Here is an 18356-nt window from a genome sequence, read left to right on the forward strand (position 1 = left end):
ACATGGCGACCGAATCGAAGTGCCCGTTCAACCACGCCGCAGGCGGCGGCACGACCAACAAGGACTGGTGGCCCACTCAGTTGCGGCTGGAGCTGCTGAGCCAGCACTCGAGCAAGTCCGACCCGCTGGGTGCCGGCTTCGATTACGCCGAGGAGTTCAAGAAGCTCGACTACTTCGCGCTCAAGAAGGACCTGCTGGCGCTGATGACCGATTCGCAGGACTGGTGGCCGGCCGACTTCGGCCACTACGGCCCTCAGTTCGTCCGCATGGCCTGGCATGCCGCCGGCACCTACCGCACGGCCGACGGCCGTGGCGGCGGCGGTCGCGGACAGCAACGCTTCGCGCCGCTCAACAGCTGGCCCGACAACGTGAACATCGACAAGTCGCGCCGCCTGCTGTGGCCGATCAAGCAGAAGTACGGACTGCGCATCAGCTGGGCCGACCTGCTGATCCTGACCGGCAACGTGGCGCTGGAATCGATGGGCTTCCGTACCTTCGGCTTCGCCGGCGGCCGCGAGGACGTGTGGGAGCCCGACAACGACGTCAACTGGGGCAACGAGACCACCTGGCTGGCCACCGACAAGCGCTTCACCGGCGACCGTGATCTCGACCAGCCGCTGGCCGCCACCCACATGGGCCTGATCTACGTCAACCCCGAGGGGCCCAACGCCAGCGGCGACCCGGTGGCCGCCGCCAAGGACATCCGCGCGACCTTCGGCCGCATGGCGATGGACGACGAGGAGATCGTGGCGCTGATCGCCGGCGGCCACACCTTCGGCAAGGCGCACGGCGCCGCGCCCGAATCGCACAAGGGCCCCGAGCCCGAGGGCGCGGCGCTCGAGGCGCAGGGCCTGGGCTGGAACAGCAGCTTCGGCAGCGGCCACGGCAAGGACACCGTCTCCAGCGGCCTCGAGGTCACCTGGACCACCACGCCGGCGCGCTGGAGCAACGACTTCTTCGACCACCTGTTCAAGTTCGAGTGGGAGCTGACGCAATCGCCCGCCGGCGCCAAGCAGTGGGTGGCCAAGGATGCGCCCGAGATCATTCCCGACGCACACGTCCCCGGCAAGAAGCTCAAGCCGACGATGCTGACCACCGATCTCACGCTGCGCCTCGACCCCGAGTTCGAGAAGATCTCGCGCCGATTCCTCGACAACCCGCAGGCCTTCGCCGAGGCCTTTGCGCGGGCCTGGTTCAAGCTCACCCACCGCGACATGGGCCCGAAGGTGCGCTACCTCGGCCCCGAGGTGCCGAAGGAAGACCTGAGCTGGCAGGACCCGCTGCCCCCGGCCACGCTGCCGGCGCCGAACGCCGCCGACATCGCCGACCTGAAGGCGAAGATCGCCGCGTCGGGCCTGACGGTCGCGCAGCTCGTGGCCACCGCCTGGGCCTCGGCCTCCACCTTCCGGGGCGGCGACAAGCGCGGCGGCGCGAACGGCGCGCGCCTGCGCCTGGCGCCGCAGAAGGCCTGGGAGGCCAACACGCCGGGCGAACTGGCCAAGGTGCTGGCGACGCTGGAGGCGATCCAGCAGGCCTCGGGCAGGTTCTCGCTGGCCGACGTGATCGTGCTGGCCGGCGGCGTGGGCGTGGAGCAGGCCGCCAAGGCGGCGGGAGTCGGCGTCGAGGTGCCGTTCGCTCCCGGCCGCGTCGACGCCACGCAGGACCAGACCGATGTCGAGTCCTTCGCCTTCCTCGAGCCGGTGGCCGACGGTTTCCGCAACTACTTCAAGGGTCCGGCCAGCGTGCCCGTCGAGCACCTGCTGGTCGACAAGGCGCAGCTGCTCACGCTGACCGCTCCCGAGATGACCGTGCTGGTCGGCGGGCTGCGCGTGCTGGGCGCCAACGCCGGCGGCAGCCGGCACGGCGTGTTCACCGACCGACCGGGCGTGCTGACCCCCGACTTCTTCGTCAACCTGCTCGACATGCGCACGACGTGGCAGCCGGCCAATGGCGTGTACGAGGGCAAGGACCGCCAGACCGGCCAGCTGAAGTGGACCGCGACGCGCGCCGACCTGGCGTTCGGCTCCAACGCCGTGCTGCGCGCGCTGGCCGAGGTGTACGCCAGCGCCGACGCCCCGACCAAGTTCGTGCACGACTTCGTGGCCGCGTGGGCCAAGGTCATGAACCTGGACCGCTACGACCTGGCCTGAACCGACGGCTACAGTTCCAGCCATTCCCCCATGACCCAGGAGTGATCTCGATGGCCAAGACCAGGACCACCACGCCGCCGGTGAACATCGGCATCTCGGAGAAGGACCGCGCCGCGATCGCCAAGGGGCTCAACGCCCTGCTGGCGGACACCTACACGCTCTACCTCACGACCCACAACTTCCACTGGAACGTGACGGGGCCGATGTTCAACACGCTGCACACCATGTTCATGACGCAGTACACCGAGCTGTGGAACGCGGTCGATCCGGTGGCCGAGCGCATCCGCGCGCTGGGCTTCCCGGCCGCCGGCAGCTACGGCCAGTTCGGCAAGCTGAGTTCGCTGAAGGACGCGCCGGCCGAGCCGCCGAAGGCCATGGACATGGTGCGCATCCTGGTCGAAGGCCACGAAGCCGTGGCCCGCACCGCGCGTGGCATCTTCCCGCTGGCCGACAAGGCCTCGGACGAGCCCACCGCCGACCTGCTGACGCAGCGCCTCACGGTGCACGAGCAGGCGGCGTGGATGCTGCGCTCGCTGCTCGAAGAGTAAGGAACCGGCACCGACGGCGGGGGCGCTACAGCAGTCCGTCGATCGGCAGCCACGTCAGCAGCCACACCCACACCCGCGTGAGCCAGCCGGCGTCGGGCTCCTCGGTCAGCTCGATCGGCTGGCCTTCGGGCGTGAGGCCCTGCCAGCGCAGTGCGGTGGGGCCGCGGTCGGGGTCGCGCGTCACGCGCCAGGCCTGACGCGGCAGCTCGGTGTCGAACGCCTGGCCGATGCGCTGCGCGAGGCCCGGGTGCTCGAGCAGCACGCCGATCTCGGTGTTGAGCCACGCCGAGCGCGGGTCGAAGTTGAAGGAGCCGATGAACACGCGCTCGCCGTCGACGGCGAAGGTCTTGGCGTGCAGGCTCGCGCGCGACGAGCCCAGGCCCAGCAGCCGCCCGCGCGCGCGGCCTTCCGGCGCCGGCACCGCCCGCAGTTCGTAGAGCTCCACGCCGCCGTCGAGCAGCGCCGGGCGATGCGGTGCATAGCCGGCGTGCACCGCCGAGACATCGGTCGCGGCCAGCGAGTTGGTCAGCACGCGCAGCCGCACGCCGCGGTCGTGCAGCGCGGTGAACGCGGCCACGCCGTCGTCGGTCGGCACGAAGTAGGGCGACACGATGTCGATGCTGCGATCGGCGTTGCCCAGCGTGCGTGCCAGCCGCGGCAGCATCAGCTCGCTCTCGCCGGCCTGCTTCAGCACCTTGTCGGGCGGATCGACGAACAGCGTCGAGCGGCCCCAGGCGAAGTCGGCCGCCTGTGGCCCGCGCTCGCGCCAGCGCTCGACGCGCGGACGTTCGCGCAGGTCCTTCGCGTAGGCGCTGGCCTCCTCGAGCGCGGTCTGCTGCTCCGGCGTCAGCGGTCGGTCGTTGCCGGGCAACAGCAGCACCTGCCGCGGATAGGCCGAGGCGCTGTTCCAGTAGGCGTCGAAGGAGGCCGAGACCTCGCCGACGATGGGGCCGACCGCGAGCACGTCGAGGTCGGCGAACTCCATGTCGGCCGCCGCGCCGAAGTACTCGTCACCGACGTTGCGGCCGCCGAGGATGGTGGCCACGCCGTCGGCACTGAACGTCTTGTTGTGCATGCGCCGGTGCAGGCGCGAGAAGTCGGTGGCCAGGTCCCACGCGCGGCCGAAGCCGCGGTGGGGATACGGGTTGAAGAAGCGCACCTCGGCCCCCGGGTGGGCGTCGAGCTGCGACAGCAAACCGTCGAGCGTCGGGCTGCCGTTGCCGTCGTCGAGCAGCAGGCGCACCCGCACGCCGCGCTCGGCCGCGGCCTGCAGGCGCGTCAGCAGCCAGCGGCCGGTGCGGTCGCTGCGCCAGATGTAGGTCTGGATATCGAGGCTGCGGCTCGCGCGGTCGACCAGCCACACGCGCCCGGCGAAGGCGTCGAGCCCGCTGTCGAGCGGCACGAAACCGGAGCGCCCCGGATGCGCCTGGACCAGCGGCGCGACCTGCGTGGCCAGCGCGCCCGCCGTGGCCGCCGGCAGCGCGGCCTCGTCCGGCAAAGGCGGCCGCGACGGCAGCGAGGAACAGCCGGTTAGCACCGGCAAGGCCTGCAACACCCACAGCAGCAGCGCCGCCAGCAAGAGGGGGTGACGGTGGCGCGAGCGTGGCAGGTCGGGCGCGGGAGAGGGCATGGCGGCGGCTTCGCGCCGATGGTGCCATGCCGGCGCCCTACACTCGCGCCCGATGTCCGCTGCGCCCGCTCACCCGCGCCCGCCCTCACGCCTGGCGCTCTACCGTCAACTGATCCGCTGGGACCGGCCGGCCGGCTGGCTGCTGCTGCTGTGGCCGACGCTCGGCGCGCTGTGGCTCGCCGCGGGCGGCTTCCCCGGCTGGCACCTGCTCACCGTGTTCACGCTCGGCACCGTGCTGATGCGCAGCGCCGGCTGCTGCATCAACGACGTCGCCGACCGCGAGTTCGACCGCCACGTGAAGCGCACCGCCGAGCGGCCGGTGACCCGCGGCGCGGTGTCGGTGAAGGAGGCGCTGGCGGTCGGCGCCGTGCTCGCGCTCGCCGCGTTCGCGCTGGTGCTGACCACCAACGCGCCGACCATCGCGCTGTCCTTTCCGGCGCTGGCCATTGCCGTGGCCTACCCGTACGCGAAGCGCTTCGTGTCGATGCCGCAGGCGGTGCTGGGCGTGGCCTTCAGCTTCGGCATCCCGATGGCTTTCACGGCGGTGCGCGGCGGCGGCACGTGGGACCTGGCCGCGCTGAACGCCGCCGTGCCCTGGTGGGCCTGGGGCCTGCTGATCGGCAACCTGTTCTGGGTGCTGGCCTACGACACCGAGTACGCGATGGTCGACCGCGATGACGACCTCCGCATCGGCATCCAGACCTCCGCCATCACGCTGGGCCGCCACGACGTGGCGGCCGTGATGAGCTTCTACCAGCTCTACCTGCTGGTCTGGGGCGCCATCGGCTTCTGGCAGGGACTCGGCGTGCCCTTCGCCGTCGGCTTGGCCGCGGCGGCGGTGCAGGTGGCCTGGCACCACACGCTGATCAAGGACCGCAGCCGCGACGGCTGCTTCAAGGCCTTCCGGCTGAACCACTGGGTGGGGTTCGCGGTGTTCGCGGGGATCGTCGCCGACCTGGGCCTGCGGGGTTGAACCCGCAGGCCCACGGCAACTCAGGGATAGAGCCCGCGCTCCTCACGCGCGATCAGGATGCGCTCGCAGGCCACCGCGAAGGTCGCGGTGCGCAGCGTGATCTTGTGCAGGTCGGCGGTGTCCCAGATGCGCCGCAGCGCGTCGACCATGATCTTGTCGAGCCGCACGTTGATCTCGTCCTCGGTCCAGAAGAACGACGAGAAGTCCTGCACCCACTCGAAGTAGCTGACGGTCACGCCGCCGGCGTTGCAGATCACGTCGGGCACCACCAGCACCCCGCGGTCGCGCAGGATGTCGTCGGCCTCGGGCACGGTCGGGCCGTTGGCGCCTTCGAGCACGAGCTTGGCCTTGATGCGACGCGCGCGCTCCGCGCTGATCACACCTTCCAGCGCGGCCGGGATCAGGATCTCGGCCTGCACGTCCCAGAACGATTCGCCGTCCATCGCCTCCGCGCCCTTGAAGCCGCCCACGCCACCCACCTGCTTCACGTAGGGCACCAGCTCGGCGAGGTCGAGCCCCTTGTCGTTGTAGATGGTGCCGGTGTGGTCCTGCGCCGCGACGATCTTGGCGCCGGCCTGCGCGAACAGTTCCGCGGCGGAGCCGCCCACGTTGCCGAAGCCCTGCACCGCCACGCGCGCGCCGTCGAGGCTCAGGCCCAGCCGGCGCGCCGCCTCGCGGCCGGTGACGAACACGCCGCGGCCGGTGGCCTTCACGCGGCCCAGCGAGCCGCCCAGGTGGATGGGCTTGCCGGTGACGACGCCGGTCGCGGTGGCGCCGGTGTTCTGCGAGTAGGTGTCCATCATCCAGGCCATGATCTGGCCGTTGGTGTTGACGTCGGGCGCCGGGATGTCGCGCTGCGGGCCGATGATGATGCCGATCTCGCTGGTGTAGCGGCGGGTCATCTTCTCCAGCTCCTTCAGCGACAGCTGCTTGGGGTCGACGCGGATGCCGCCCTTGGCGCCGCCGTAGGGCAGGTTCACCGCGGCGCACTTCACCGTCATCCAGGCCGACAGCGCCATCACCTCTTCCAGCGTCACGTCGGGGTGGTAGCGCACGCCGCCCTTGCCGGGACCGCGGCTCAGGTTGTGCTGCACGCGGAAGCCCTCGAAGTGGCGCACCGAGCCGTCGTCCATCTCGATCGGCACGTCGACGATCAGCGCGCGCTTGGGTCGCTTCAGCGTCTCGGCCCATTTGCCGAGGTGTCCCAGGTAGGGGATCACGCGGTCGACCTGCGACAGGTAGGTCCCCCAGGGGCTGGTGGGCGACGGCGTGACGTAGGAGAGGTAGCTGCTCAGCTGCGTGGGATCGATCTTGGCGCTCATGCGGTGTCCTTGTGGGGTCGGGATGACGCCGCGTTCGTGGCGCGGCCACGAGACTTTAGGCGCCACCGCACCGCTGCGCCTACCGGGTTGATGCCGGGTTTGCATGCCCGCCGCGGGCGCCGTTCATCGACGCCCGCCCCCTCACCCCGGCCCTCTCCCCCGGCGGCCGGTGGAGAGGGGGCGACACCGGCTCAGCCGCCGAACTCGTCGCCCAGCTCGACCGCGCGGCGCTGCGCCGCGCGAACGGCGCGCACGATCGCCGCGGGCACACCGTCCGCCTGCATCGCGACGAGCGCGGCGTGCGTGGTGCCGCCGCGCGAGGTGACGCGCTCGCGCAGCACCGACGGCGGCTCGGCGCTCTGCGCGGCCAGCGCGGTGGCGCCGGAGAAGGTGCCGAGCGCCAGCGCCCGGCCCTGCTCGGGGGTCAGGCCCATGTCGCGCGCGGCCTCCATCAGCGCCTCGATGAACAGGAACACATAGGCCGGGCCGGAGCCCGACAGTGCCGTCACCGCGTCGAGGTCGGCCTCGCGGTCGACCCACAGCGTCGCGCCGGTCGGCGCCAGCAGTGCCTCCACGCTGCTGCGCTGGCCGGCGTCGACCTCGGGCCGCGCATACAGCCCGGCGATGCCCTGGCCGATCAGCGCCGGCGTGTTGGGCATCGCCCGCACCACGCAGCGGTTGCCGGTGGCGGCGACGATGGCGTCGGTGCGGATGCCCGCCATGACGCTGAGCTGGGCGGCCTCGCCCACGTGCGGCGCGCAGGGCGCAGCGGCCTCCCGGAAGAGCTGGGGCTTGACGGCCCAGACCACCAGGCCGGCATCGGCCAGCGCCGGCGTCGCCTGCTCGGTGGCGACGATGCCGAACTCCTGCTTCAGCCGCTCGCGCTGCTCGGCCCAGGGTTCGACGACCAGCACCTCGTGCGCATGCACACCGCTGCGCAGCAGGCCGCCGATCAGCGCGCTGGCCATGTTGCCGCCACCGATGAAGGCAATGGGAGAGGACAGGTGGTTCATCGGCAACTCCATCAACGAAAAAGGCGCGGGAAACGTCCCGGCCGCGACCGGCGCCCGGGGACTGGACAGGCAGCGTTCGAGTCTAGCCAGACGCCGGACGTTCCCCCACGGCTCAGTGTGCGCCGGCCAGCAGCGCGGCGTTGCCGCCGGCCGCCGCGGTGTTGACCGTCACCACCTGCTCGGCACAGAAGCGGTACAGGTAGAGCGGCCCGCCGGCCTTCGGGCCGGTGCCGCTGAGGCCTTCGCCGCCGAAGGGCTGCACGCCGACCACCGCGCCGATCATGTTGCGGTTGACGTAGACGTTGCCGACGCGCGCCGCATGCGCGATGCGCTGCGCGCGCGAGTCGATGCGCGTCTGCACGCCGAGCGTGAGGCCGTAGCCCAGCGCGTTGATCTGCCCGATGAGCGCCTCGACATCGGCCGCGCCGCCGCGCGCGGCCGTGCCCGGGCCCCAGCGCACGATGTGCAGCACCGGGCCGAACACCTCCTGCCGCAGGTCGGCGATGCGCGCGATCTCGTAGGCGCTGGGCGCGATGTGCCGAGCGCCGGCCGGCCCGTCGGGCGCGGCGCGGCGCGCCAGCAGCGTGGCGTCGCGGTCGAGCCGCTCGAGGTGGCGGGTGATGCCGGAATGGGCCTCGGCGTCGATCACCGGCCCGACGTCGGTGGCGATGTCCGCCGGGTCGCCGACGGCCAGCTCCTGCAGCGCACCGCCGATCATCGCGATCACGCCGTCGGCTATTGCCTCGTGCACGCACAGCAGGCGCAGCGCCGAGCAGCGCTGGCCGGCCGATCGGAAGGCGCTCTGCACCACCGCGTCGACCACCTGCTCGGGCAGCGCGCTGCTGTCGACCACCATCGCGTTGAGGCCGCCGGTCTCGGCGATCAGCGGGACGATGGCGCCGTCCTTCGCGGCCAGCGCGCGCTGGATGAGCTTGGCCACCTGCGTCGAGCCGGTGAAGCACACGCCCGCGGTCAGCGGGTGCGCCACCAGCGCGGCGCCCACCGTCTCGCCCGAGCCGTGCAGCAGGACCAGCGCGTCCTGCGGCACGCCGGCCGCGTGCAGCAGCTCGACGAAGCGCCGCGCGACGGCCGGCGTCTGCTCGGCCGGCTTGGCGGCCACACTGTTGCCGGCCACCAGCGCGGCGACCACCTGGCCCGCGAAGATGGCGAGCGGAAAGTTCCACGGGCTGATGCAGACGAACACGCCACGGCCGTGCAGGTGCAGCGTGTTCGATTCGCCGGTCGGCCCCGGCAGCTCGCGCGGGCCGAGCGTGTCGCGCGCCTGCAGCGCGTAGTAGCGACAGAAGTCGACCGCCTCGCGCAGCTCGGCCACGCAGTCGCCCAGCGTCTTGTGCGCCTCCTTCACCAGCAGGCCGCAGCAGGCGGGCAGCTCGGTCTCCAGCCGGTCGGCGGCGCGCAGCAGCACGGCGGCGCGCTCGGTCAGCGGCGTGCCGTTCCACGCCACCTGGCCGGCATGCAGGCGGCGCATCGTCGCGTCGATCTCCGACACCGGCGTCTCGGCCACCTCGGGCACGCGGGTGGCCGCCGCCGCGGCCAGCAGCGGCGCGCGCTCGGCGGCGATGCTCAGGTCGACGCCCAGCGCGTTGCGTCGCGCGCTGCCGTAGAGCAGCAGCGGCGACGGCTGGCCCGGATCGGGTGCGGCCTGCAGCGGTGACGCGAGCAGCGCGTCGACATCGACCTGCGGGTCGGCCAGCTGGTGCACGAAGGAGGAGTTGGCGCCGTTCTCCAGCAGGCGGCGCACCAGGTAGGCCAGCAGGTCGCGGTGCTCGCCGACCGGCGCGTAGATGCGCACCGGCAGCCGTGCCGTCAGGCCCCCCGCTGGAGCGGGGGGAGTGGTCGCCAGTTCACCCGCAGGGGGCTGCCGCGACACCTCGCGGTAGACCCCCTCCCCCATGCCGTGCAGTCTCTGCAACTCGAACGGCGCCTGGCGCTCCCGCGCCATCTGCACGATGGCGGCGATGGTGCCGGCGTTGTGGGTGGCGAACTGCGGGTAGATGACGTCGGCGTGGTCGAGCAGCGCCTTCGCGCAGGCGAGGTAGGAGATGTCGGTGTGGTGCTTGTGCGTGAACACCGGGTAGGCGGCCAGGCCCAGCTCCTGTGCGCGCTTGATCTCGCCGTCCCAGTAGGCGCCCTTGACCAGCCGAACCATGAAGCGCAGCCCGTGGGCGCGGGCGATGCGCGCGACCTCGTGCACGCACTCCTCGGCACGCGTCTGGTAGGCCTGGATCGCCAGGCCGAAGCCGCGCCAGTGCGGGTGGCGCGCGGCGATGTGCGCGGCGGCGGCGTCGATCAGTTCGAGCGAGAGTTCGAGCCGGTCGCTCTCTTCGGCGTCGACCGTGAGGTTGATGTCGGCCGCCGCCGCGTCGTCGATCAGGCCCAGCACGCGCGGCAGCAGTTCGGCGAAGACGCGCGCGCGCTGCGAGTCCTCATAGCGCGGGAACAGCGCCGACAGCTTGATCGAGATGCCGTCGTTGGCCTCCGGGCCGGCGCCGGCCACGGCGGTCGCGGCGATGGCGGCGATCGCGTCGCGGTAGGACTGCAGGTAGCGCTGCGCGTCGGGCCCGGTGCGCGCGCCCTCGCCCAGCATGTCGAAGCTGAAGCGCAGTTGCGGTTGGGCGGTGCGCTGGCCGCGGGCCTCGTCCAGCGCCTCGGCGATCGACTGGCCGAGCACGAACTGCCGGCCCAGCAACTGGATCGCGCGCACCGTTGCCGCCACCACGGTCTGCGCGCCCAGGCGTTGCAGCAGGCCGGGCGGGTGCTCGCCCTCGGGCAGGAACTTCTTCGACAGCGCGATCGCGCTGGCCGACAGGCTGGCCAGCATCTTGTGCGGGCCGTCGCCGCCGGTCGCGGTGTCGAAATCGGCGCGGCCCAGCTGGTCGGCGGTCAGCGCGATCGCAGTGGTGGCGTCGGGCACGCGCAGCAGCGCCTCGGCCAGCCGCATCAGCGCCAGGCCTTCGGCGCTGGAGATCGGGTACTCGCGCAGCAATGACTCCATGGCCCAGAACGGCGCGGGCTCGTCGCGCACCGCCTGCACCCAGGGACGCGCCAGCGCCTGCACGCCGGCCCAGTCGAGCGCACCGGCCAGCGCCGCCAGCCGGGCCTGGAGGACGGGCGCCTCGTCGCGCAGCGGCGACGGCAGGCGGGCGGCGGGCGTGGCGGTGGGCAGCGGCATGGCAGACCTCGATCGGGATGAAGGGGCCGCCCCTTCGGCAGCCGTTCCTGTTAGCGTAAGCGGGTCTTCACCGAATGATTCACCAAGCTCATGCCTTCCGGCCGAACAAAATCCAGCACGAGGCCCAAGGCCGCCCGCGCGGTGGCAGCGGTCGCCGAGCCGCCGCCACCGCGCGCCATCGAGGGCCTGGACCGCACCGACCAGCGCATCCTGCGCGTGCTGCAGCGCGACGGCCGCATCACCAACCTGGAGCTCGCGCAGCAGGTGCACCTGTCACCGACGGCCGTGCTGGAGCGTGTGAAGCGGCTCACGCGCGACGGCGTCATCCTCGGCTACGAGGCACGCCTGAATCCGGCGCGGCTGGGCGCCGCGATGCTGGTGTTCATCGAGGTGATGCTGGACCGCACCGCGCCCGACGTGATGGAGAGCTTTCGCGCCGCAGTGCAGGTGCGGCCCGAGATCCTGGAATGCCACCTGGTGGCCGGTGGCTTCGACTACCTGATCAAGACGCGCGTGGCCGACATGGCGGCCTATCGCGAGATGCTGGCCAGCGTGATCTGGGCGCTGCCTGGCGTGCGCGAGACGCGCACCTACGCGGTGATGGAGGAGGTGAAGAACACCACGGCGCTGGCGATCTGATCGCGCCGACCCGGACCGGCGCCGTCAACGGCAGGGGCCAACCGGCGTGGCGGTGACGCGCTGGAAGAAGGTCATGTTCTTGCCGCCGAGCCGCACGTTCATCCGGCCGACGAGCCCGCCGTCCGCACCGAACTGCCAGCGCGCGTCGCCGGTGGTGCCGTGCCCGCCGCTGCACCGCAGCTGGTAGGCGTCGTCGCTGAGCTTGTCGAGCGTGCAGTCCTGCAGCGACACGTCCTGCAGCATCCAGAACACGGTCGACAGGTCGTCCGGCGCGAGGCAGCGCTGCTCCCTGCGCACCGCGTAGCGGAGGTTCTCGTCGAGGTGCGGCATGCCGGTCTCGGTGCGCAGGTCGTACAGCCGGCGCGGAGCGGCGTCGGGATTGGCATGGGCATCGATATCGGCGGCGCACGCGGTCGTGCCGAACAGCCAGAGGCCGGCAAGGCCGGCCCAACGCCATCGAGGCGATCGTGTCGTCATGGATCGCTGCTCCTCGTCGGGAAGAACGGGGCCCGCGCTCAGGCCGCGCACCGGAACGTGAGGTTGATGCGGCAGCGCCCGGTCGCCGCGTGTTCACCGTCCTTGAGCGCCAGCACGCCGTGGTAGCGCAGCCGCGACGGCCCGCCCCAGATCGCCACGTCGCCATGCCGCAGCAGCACCCGCGTCGTCGGGTCGCTGCGCTGGCCGCCGCCGAACAGGAAGACCGCCGGCAGGCCCAGCGACACCGACACGATGGGCGCGCGGAAGTCGCGCTCGTTGCGGTCCTGGTGCAGGCTCAGTCGCGCACCGGGCTCGTAGCGGTTGACCAGGCAGGCATCGGGCCGGAAGCCGGGGTAGCCGGCCTGCGCGGCGGCGCGCGCGGCGAGGTCGACGAAGGACGGCGGCATGGCCGGCCAGGCGCGGTCGCTGTCGGGATCGATGGCGTCGTAGCGGTAGCCGCGGGTGTCGCTGACCCAGCCGAGCGCGCCGCAGTTCGTCATCGCCACCGACATGCGGAAGCCGCCGGGCGTGACGAGGTGCCGGAACGGAGCAGCGCCGAGCACCTGCTGCAGATCGGCGAGCAGGTCGGCCGAACACGACGCCGCGCCTCCGCGCCAGACGATCGCGCCGGGCGCGAGCGCTTCGATAGCCGGCGCACGCGCGGCATCGTCGGCCGCAAACAGGTCCGCGGTCGGCTGCATCGCGCGGGCTCCGGCTCGGCTCGGCATCTCAGGCCGCGTCGTGGAAGATGATGCCGGCCGCGTGGCGCCGGCCCGTGCGCAGCCGGCTGACGCCGTGCCGCAGGTTCACGCGCACCGTGCCGCGCGCACCGTGCACCGGGCGCTGGTGCACCGCGATCACCGCCGCGTCGCCCTGGCGCAGCGGCAGCACCATCGGCCGCGACTGCTGGCGTGGGCGCTGCTCGGTCATCACGAACTCGCCGCCCTCGAAATCGCGCCCCGGTTCGGAGAGCAGCAGGACCAGCTGCAAGGGGAAGACCTGCTCGCCGTAGAGATCCTGGTGCAGGCAGTTGTAGTCGCCTTCGCCGTACTGCAGCAGCAAGGGCGTAGGGCGCCGCTGTCCCGCCGCATGGCAGCGCACGATGAACTCGGCGTGCTGCGCCGGGAAGCGCGTCGCCTGCCCCAGTGCCTCTTGCCAGCGATTGGCGATCGGCACCAGCCGCGAGTAGACGGCCTCGCGCAGCCCGGCGACCAGGTTCGGCAAGGGATGGTCGAAATAGCGATATTCACCCCGGCCGAAGCCGTGGCGCGCCATCACCACGCGGCTGCGGAACCCCCGCTCCTGCGCATACAGCGCCGCCAGTGCCCGGCATTCGTCCGGGGTGACGAGGCGCTCGATCACGGCGGCGCCCTGGGCATCGAGTTCGCCGTCGATCCGCGGCCAGTCCAGCGCGGCGATCCGGCGCGCGATGCCGCCGCCGCCGCCCTCGTCGCGCGCATTCATGTCTGCGCTTCCCGCTCCAGCAGCGTGCGCTTGCGCTCCACGCCCCAACGGTAGCCCGACAGCGCGCCATCGCTGCGCACCACGCGGTGGCAAGGGATGGCCACCGCCAGCGCGTTGGCGGCACAGGCCTGCGCGACGGCGCGCACCGCTGTCGGCGCACCGATGCGCGCGGCGATCTCGGTGTAGCTCGCGGTCCGGCCGGCGGGGATGTCGCGCAAGGCCTGCCAGACACGCTGCTGGAAGGCGGTACCACGTACATCGAGCGGCAGGTCGAGGCCGATGCGCGGCGCCTCGACGAAGCCGACCACCCGGGCGACGAGCCGTTCGAAGGCCCGGTCACCACCGATCAACTGCGCCTTCGGGAAGCGGTCCTGCAGTTCGTGGGCCAGCGTATCCGGATCGTCGCCGATCAGGATCGCGCAGACGCCGCGGTCGCTCTGCGCCACGAGGATGGCGCCGAGCGAACACTGGCCGATGGCGAAGCGGATCTGCGTGCCCGCGCCGCCGGCGCGGTAGCGGCTGGCGGTCATGCCCAGCACTCCGTCCGCCTCGTCGTAGAAGCGACCGCCGGAGTTGTAGCCGGCGTCGTAGATCGCATCGGTGACCGTGCTGCCGCGGCGGCCGAGCGCCTCGCGCAGGCGCCGGGCGCGGTGCGCGGTGGCATAGGCCTTCGGCGTGAGGCCGGTGACCGCCTTGAACACGCGGTGCAGGTGGTAGCTGCTGAGGCCGGCGCGCCGTGCCAGCTCATCGAGCGTCGGCGCCGGATCGGCGGCCTCGATGTAGCGGCACAGATCGGCGACCTTGGCTGCCTGCAGCGCGGCCGCCGGCAACTGATCGGGCTTGCAGCGCAGACAGGGCCGGAAGCCGGCCGCGCGGGCCGCTGCCTCGGTGTCATGAAAGGCCACGTTCTCGGGTCGGGCGGGGCGGGCCGCGCAGCTCGGCCGGCAGTAGATGCCGGTCGTGCGCACCGAGTAGAAGAACCGTCCGTCGGCCGCGGGGTCGCGCGCCACGACGACGGCCCAGCGCGGGTCAGCCACCGTGGCCGCGGCTCGCCGTTCGGTCTGGTTGCTCATGTTCATGGTGGTCCGTCATCGTGTGCGTGGGTCGATGAGGGCACTTTAGGCATCGTTCCTCGTCACGACACTCCGTGTCTTGCTGCTGAATTGGATACTTTCTTCGATCCCCGCGTGCGGACGAGGCCGTTGGTCGCGCAGGTGACAAGGCCGTGACGACGACGCACCGGCCTGGGGCTGCCGAGGCCACGCGAACAGGCAACCGTTGCGCAAACCCACTTAAGGGGAACCCCGCCTATTGCAGCGCAGCAGCGCTGCTTAGAGTGCGAAGCCCTGCCTCCCTGTCCCTGCATGAGCGACATCATTCTCCAGACGCGCGAGTTGACGAAGGACTTCAAGGGGTTCACGGCGGTGGACCGCGTGGACCTTGCGGTGCAGCGAGGGCACATCCACGCGCTGATCGGGCCCAACGGGGCGGGCAAGACCACCTGCTTCAACCTGCTCACGAAGTTCCTCGCGCCCAGCCGCGGCACGATCCACTTCAACGGCCACGACATCACCGCCGAGAAGCCCGCGCAGATCGCCCGCCGCGGCGTCATCCGCTCCTTCCAGATCTCCGCCGTCTTCCCCCACCTGAGCGTGCTGGAGAACGTGCGCATCGGCCTGCAGCGYTTCACCGGCACGTCCTTCCACTTCTGGAAGGGYCTCTCGGGCCTGCGCGCGCTSGATGCCCGCGTGCTCGAACTGCTCGAGCTGGTGGACCTGCGCGAGATGGCCCCGCTGAAGGCCGCCGACCTGCCCTACGGGCGCAAGCGCGCGCTGGAGATCGCCACCACCATGGCCATGAGCCCCGAGCTCATGCTGCTCGACGAGCCCACCCAGGGCATGGGCCACGAGGACGTCGAACGCGTCACCGCCCTCATCAAGCGGGTGGCCGAAGGCCGCACCGTGCTGATGGTGGAGCACAACATGAAGGTGGTGGCCAGCATCGCCGACCGCATCACCGTGCTGGCGCGCGGCGCCGTGCTCGCCGAGGGCGACTACGCCAGCGTCTCCCGGCACCCGGCGGTGCTGGAGGCCTACATGGGCAGCGAGGCCGCCGARCTGCAGGGGGCGCAYTGATGGAGCCCCTGGCACTGGAGATCAAGGGCCTGCACGCCTGGTACGGCGAGAGCCACATCCTGCACGGCATCGACCTGGCGGTGCCGCGCGGGCAGGTGGTCACGCTGCTSGGGCGCAACGGCGCCGGGCGCACCACCACGCTGCGCGCCATCATGGGCCTGACGGGCAGCCGCAAGGGCTCGATCAAGGTGCACGGCCAGGAGGCCATCGCGCTGCCCACCCACCGCATCGCCCACCTCGGGCTGGGCTACTGCCCGGAGGAGCGCGGCATCTTCGCCTCGCTGAGTGCCGAGGAGAACCTGCTGCTGCCCCCGCGCCTGAAGGCCGGGCGCGGCAAGGCGATGGGCGAGGCCGAGATCTACGCGATGTTCCCCAACCTGGCCGAGCGGCGCGCCAGCCCGGGCACGCGGCTCTCGGGGGGTGAACAGCAGATGCTGGCGGTGGCGCGCATCCTGCGCACCGGGGCCGACATCCTGCTGCTCGACGAGATCAGCGAGGGSCTGGCGCCGGTGATCGTGCAGGCSCTSGCKCGCATGATCACCGCGCTCAAGGCGCAGGGCTTCACCATCGTGATGGTGGAGCAGAACTTCCGCTTCGCCGCCCGCCTGGCCGACCAGTTCCACGTCATCGAGCACGGCCAGCTCGCCCTCTCCTTCCCCGCCTCCGAGCTCTCAGCCCACCAGGCCAGGCTCGATGAACTGCTCAGCGTCTGACCGCGACGCCCTTCCCGCTTCCTCTCACCATCCCTTCAGGAGCACCGCATGACCTTCGCCCGCTCGCGCATCGCACTCGCTGCCGCCGCCACCGTCGGCCTCCTCACCCTCGGCGGCACGCCGGCGCAGGCCCAGATCTCCGGGGACACGGTCAAGATCGGCTTCATCACCGACATGTCGGGTCTGTACGCCGACATCGACGGCCCCGGCGGCGTCGAAGCCATCAAGATGGCGATCGGCGATTTGAAGGGCACGATCGCCGGCAAGAAGATCGAGTTCGTCTACGCCGATCACCAGAACAAGGCCGACGTGGCCGCCAGCAAGGCCCGCGAATGGTTCGACACCCAGGGTGTCGACATGCTCATCGGCGGCACGAACTCCGGCACCGCGCTGGCGATGACCAAGGTCGCGGCCGAGAAGAAGAAGCCCTTCATCGCCATCGGCGGCGGCACGTCGCGCCTCTCGAACGAAGACTGCACGCCCTACTCGATCCACTACGCCTACGACACCGTGGCACTGGCCAACGGCACCGGCAGCGCGGTCACCAAGGCCGGCGGCAAGACCTGGTACTTCCTGACGGCCGATTACGCCTTCGGCCAGTCGCTGCAGAACGACACGAGCACGGTGGTGACGAAGTCGGGCGGCCAGGTGCTCGGCAGTGTCAAGCACCCGCTGTCGGCCAGCGACTTCTCGTCCTTCCTGCTACAGGCGCAGTCGAGCAAGGCGCAGATCCTGGGACTGGCCAACGCGGGCGGCGACACCATCAACGCGATCAAGGCCGCCAACGAGTTCGGCGTCACGAAGACGATGAAGCTGGCCGGCCTGCTGATGTTCATCAACGACATCCATTCGCTGGGTCTGAACGCGACCCAGGGCATGTACATGACCGACAGCTGGTACTGGAACCAGAGCCCGGAGGCGCGCGCGTGGAGCCGCCGCTTCTTCGAGAAGATGAAGCGCATGCCCTCGTCGATCCAGGCGGCCGACTACTCGGCGGCGATGCATTTCCTGAAGGCCGTCGAGGCCGCCAAGACCGACGACGGCGACAAGGTCATCGCACAGATGAAGGCCATGCCGATCAACGACTTCTATGCCAAGGGCAGCATCCGCAAGGAAGACGGCCGGGGCATCCACGACATGTTCCTGCTGCAGGTGAAGTCGCAGAAGGAATCGACCGAGCCCTGGGACTACTTCAAGGTGGTCGAGAAGATCCCCGGCGAGCAGGCCTTCACGAAGCTGGCCGACAGCAAGTGCCCGCTGGTGAAGAAGTGAGCGCTGCGCGCCGCCACCGCCGAGGGGCCGACTTTCCATGAGTGATCTCTTCGGCATTCCCCTGCCCGCGTTGCTGGGCCAGCTGCTGCTGGGRCTGGTGAACGGCTCGTTCTACGCGATGCTGTCGCTGGGGCTGGCGGTGATCTTCGGCATGCTCAACATCATCAACTTCGCCCACGGGGCGCTGTACATGATGGGGGCCTTCCTGGCCTGGATGGGGCTGGAGTACCTGGGCCTGAACTACTGGGTCATGCTGCTGGCCGCSCCGCTGCTGGTGGGCGTGCTGGGCATCCTGATCGAGCGGCTGCTGCTGCAGTGGCTCTACAAGCTCGACCACCTCTACGGCCTGCTGCTGACCTTCGGCATCACCCTGGTGGCCGAAGGCATCTTCCGCTCCTTCTACGGCGTCTCCGGCCAGCCCTACCCGGTGCCCGAGGCCCTCTCCGGGGCCACCAACCTGGGCTTCATGATCCTGCCCAACTACCGCGCCTGGGTCGTCGCCGCCTCGYTGGTGGTCTGCCTGGCCGTGTGGGCCCTGATCGAGAAGACCTCGCTGGGCGCCACCCTGCGCGCGGGCACCGARAACCCGCGCCTGGTGCAGGCCTTCGGCATCAACGTGCCGCGCCTGGTCACGCTCACCTACGCCGGCGGCGTGGCGCTGGCGGCCTTCGCCGGCGTGCTGGCCGCCCCCATCATCCAGGTCTCCCCGCTGATGGGCTCCAACCTCATCATCACCGTCTTCGCCGTGGTGGTGATCGGCGGCATGGGCTCCATCCTGGGCTCCATCGTCACCGGNCCAGGTCTCCCCGCTGATGGGCTCCAACCTC

The 18356-nt window shown here is 71.2% G+C and carries 16 protein-coding genes; 8 read left to right on the plus strand and 8 right to left on the minus strand.

Annotated elements, in window-relative coordinates; translation table 11 throughout:
- Positions 1-2 precede the first annotated feature (2 nt).
- Together katG and ASC67_RS10425 are read left to right on the plus strand one after the other, a co-directional pair.
- On the plus strand, positions 3-2150 hold the full coding sequence (gene katG / locus ASC67_RS10420; protein WP_056319285.1) for a catalase/peroxidase HPI: 2148 nt from the start codon (positions 3-5) through the stop codon (positions 2148-2150).
- Between the two features lie 50 nt (positions 2151-2200).
- Positions 2201-2698, plus strand: coding sequence for a Dps family protein (locus tag ASC67_RS10425; protein WP_056319292.1), 498 nt, complete (start codon positions 2201-2203; stop codon positions 2696-2698).
- 25 nt (positions 2699-2723) lie between these two features.
- Here ASC67_RS10425 and ASC67_RS10430 read toward each other — a convergent pair whose 3' ends face one another.
- Entirely contained in the window at positions 2724-4328 is a 1605-nt protein-coding gene (locus tag ASC67_RS10430; protein ID WP_082535941.1) for a phospholipase D family protein, read from the minus strand.
- Positions 4329-4380: 52 nt separating this feature from the next.
- Here ASC67_RS10430 and ubiA point away from each other — a divergent pair, with 52 nt between their 5' ends.
- Positions 4381-5301: a 4-hydroxybenzoate octaprenyltransferase gene (ubiA, locus tag ASC67_RS10435; RefSeq protein WP_056319304.1), complete on the plus strand. Its 921-nt coding sequence runs from the start codon at positions 4381-4383 to the stop codon at positions 5299-5301.
- 20 nt (positions 5302-5321) lie between these two features.
- On the opposite strand, the gene ASC67_RS10440 is transcribed toward ubiA, so the two are convergent.
- The 3 genes from ASC67_RS10440 to ASC67_RS10450 all read right to left on the minus strand — a co-directional run bounded on the left by ASC67_RS10440 (position 5322) and on the right by ASC67_RS10450 (position 10829).
- Positions 5322-6623 (minus strand): Glu/Leu/Phe/Val dehydrogenase, encoded by a 1302-nt coding sequence (locus ASC67_RS10440; protein ID WP_404932869.1) that lies wholly within the window; start codon positions 6621-6623, stop codon positions 5322-5324.
- A gap of 191 nt (positions 6624-6814) precedes the next feature.
- Positions 6815-7636: a pyrroline-5-carboxylate reductase gene (gene proC / locus ASC67_RS10445; protein WP_056319309.1), complete on the minus strand. Its 822-nt coding sequence runs from the start codon at positions 7634-7636 to the stop codon at positions 6815-6817.
- Positions 7637-7748: 112 nt separating this feature from the next.
- A complete protein-coding gene (locus ASC67_RS10450) occupies positions 7749-10829 on the minus strand; it encodes an L-glutamate gamma-semialdehyde dehydrogenase (RefSeq protein WP_056319316.1) in 3081 nt (1026 codons plus the stop codon).
- A gap of 90 nt (positions 10830-10919) precedes the next feature.
- Between ASC67_RS10450 and ASC67_RS10455 the strand changes: the two genes are divergently transcribed.
- Positions 10920-11468 (plus strand): Lrp/AsnC ligand binding domain-containing protein, encoded by a 549-nt coding sequence (locus ASC67_RS10455; RefSeq protein WP_235566282.1) that lies wholly within the window; start codon positions 10920-10922, stop codon positions 11466-11468.
- A 24-nt stretch (positions 11469-11492) separates the two neighbouring features.
- Here the strand turns inward: ASC67_RS10455 and ASC67_RS10460 are convergent, their stop codons facing one another.
- The 4 genes from ASC67_RS10460 to ada are packed head-to-tail and all read right to left on the minus strand — an operon-like array spanning position 11493 to position 14488.
- A complete protein-coding gene (locus ASC67_RS10460) occupies positions 11493-11945 on the minus strand; it encodes a hypothetical protein (protein ID WP_056319328.1) in 453 nt (150 codons plus the stop codon).
- A 38-nt stretch (positions 11946-11983) separates the two neighbouring features.
- Positions 11984-12646, minus strand: a complete 663-nt coding sequence (gene alkB, locus ASC67_RS10465; RefSeq protein ID WP_056319336.1) for a DNA oxidative demethylase AlkB — start codon at positions 12644-12646, stop codon at positions 11984-11986.
- Positions 12647-12674: 28 nt separating this feature from the next.
- Positions 12675-13409 carry a 2OG-Fe(II) oxygenase gene (locus ASC67_RS10470; protein WP_056319342.1) on the minus strand — a complete coding sequence of 245 codons (735 nt, stop codon included), beginning with the start codon at positions 13407-13409 and terminating at the stop codon, positions 12675-12677.
- Complete coding sequence (gene ada, locus ASC67_RS10475) at positions 13406-14488, minus strand: bifunctional DNA-binding transcriptional regulator/O6-methylguanine-DNA methyltransferase Ada (protein WP_156466729.1); 1083 nt, start codon at positions 14486-14488, stop codon at positions 13406-13408. Before ada ends, ASC67_RS10470 begins: the two co-directional genes overlap by 4 nt.
- Before the next feature lie 285 nt (positions 14489-14773).
- On the opposite strand from ada, the gene ASC67_RS10480 reads away from it, so the two are divergent.
- The 4 genes from ASC67_RS10480 to ASC67_RS10495 all read left to right on the plus strand — a co-directional run.
- The gene (locus ASC67_RS10480) at positions 14774-15544 is read left to right on the plus strand and encodes an ABC transporter ATP-binding protein (RefSeq protein ID WP_056319349.1); all 771 of its coding nucleotides are present in this window, start codon (positions 14774-14776) and stop codon (positions 15542-15544) included.
- Positions 15544-16257, plus strand: a complete 714-nt coding sequence (locus ASC67_RS10485; RefSeq protein ID WP_056319354.1) for an ABC transporter ATP-binding protein — start codon at positions 15544-15546, stop codon at positions 16255-16257. Before ASC67_RS10480 ends, ASC67_RS10485 begins: the two co-directional genes overlap by 1 nt.
- 48 nt (positions 16258-16305) lie before the next feature.
- A complete protein-coding gene (locus ASC67_RS10490) occupies positions 16306-17529 on the plus strand; it encodes an ABC transporter substrate-binding protein (RefSeq protein ID WP_056319361.1) in 1224 nt (407 codons plus the stop codon).
- Positions 17530-17566: 37 nt separating this feature from the next.
- Positions 17567-18324: branched-chain amino acid ABC transporter permease (locus ASC67_RS10495; RefSeq protein ID WP_404932870.1), on the plus strand; the 758-nt coding region annotated here is incomplete at its 3' end.
- Positions 18325-18356 lie beyond the last annotated feature (32 nt).

This window comes from Methylibium sp. Root1272, assembly GCF_001425905.1.
Taxonomy (GTDB): Bacteria; Pseudomonadota; Gammaproteobacteria; order Burkholderiales; family Burkholderiaceae_C; genus Methylibium.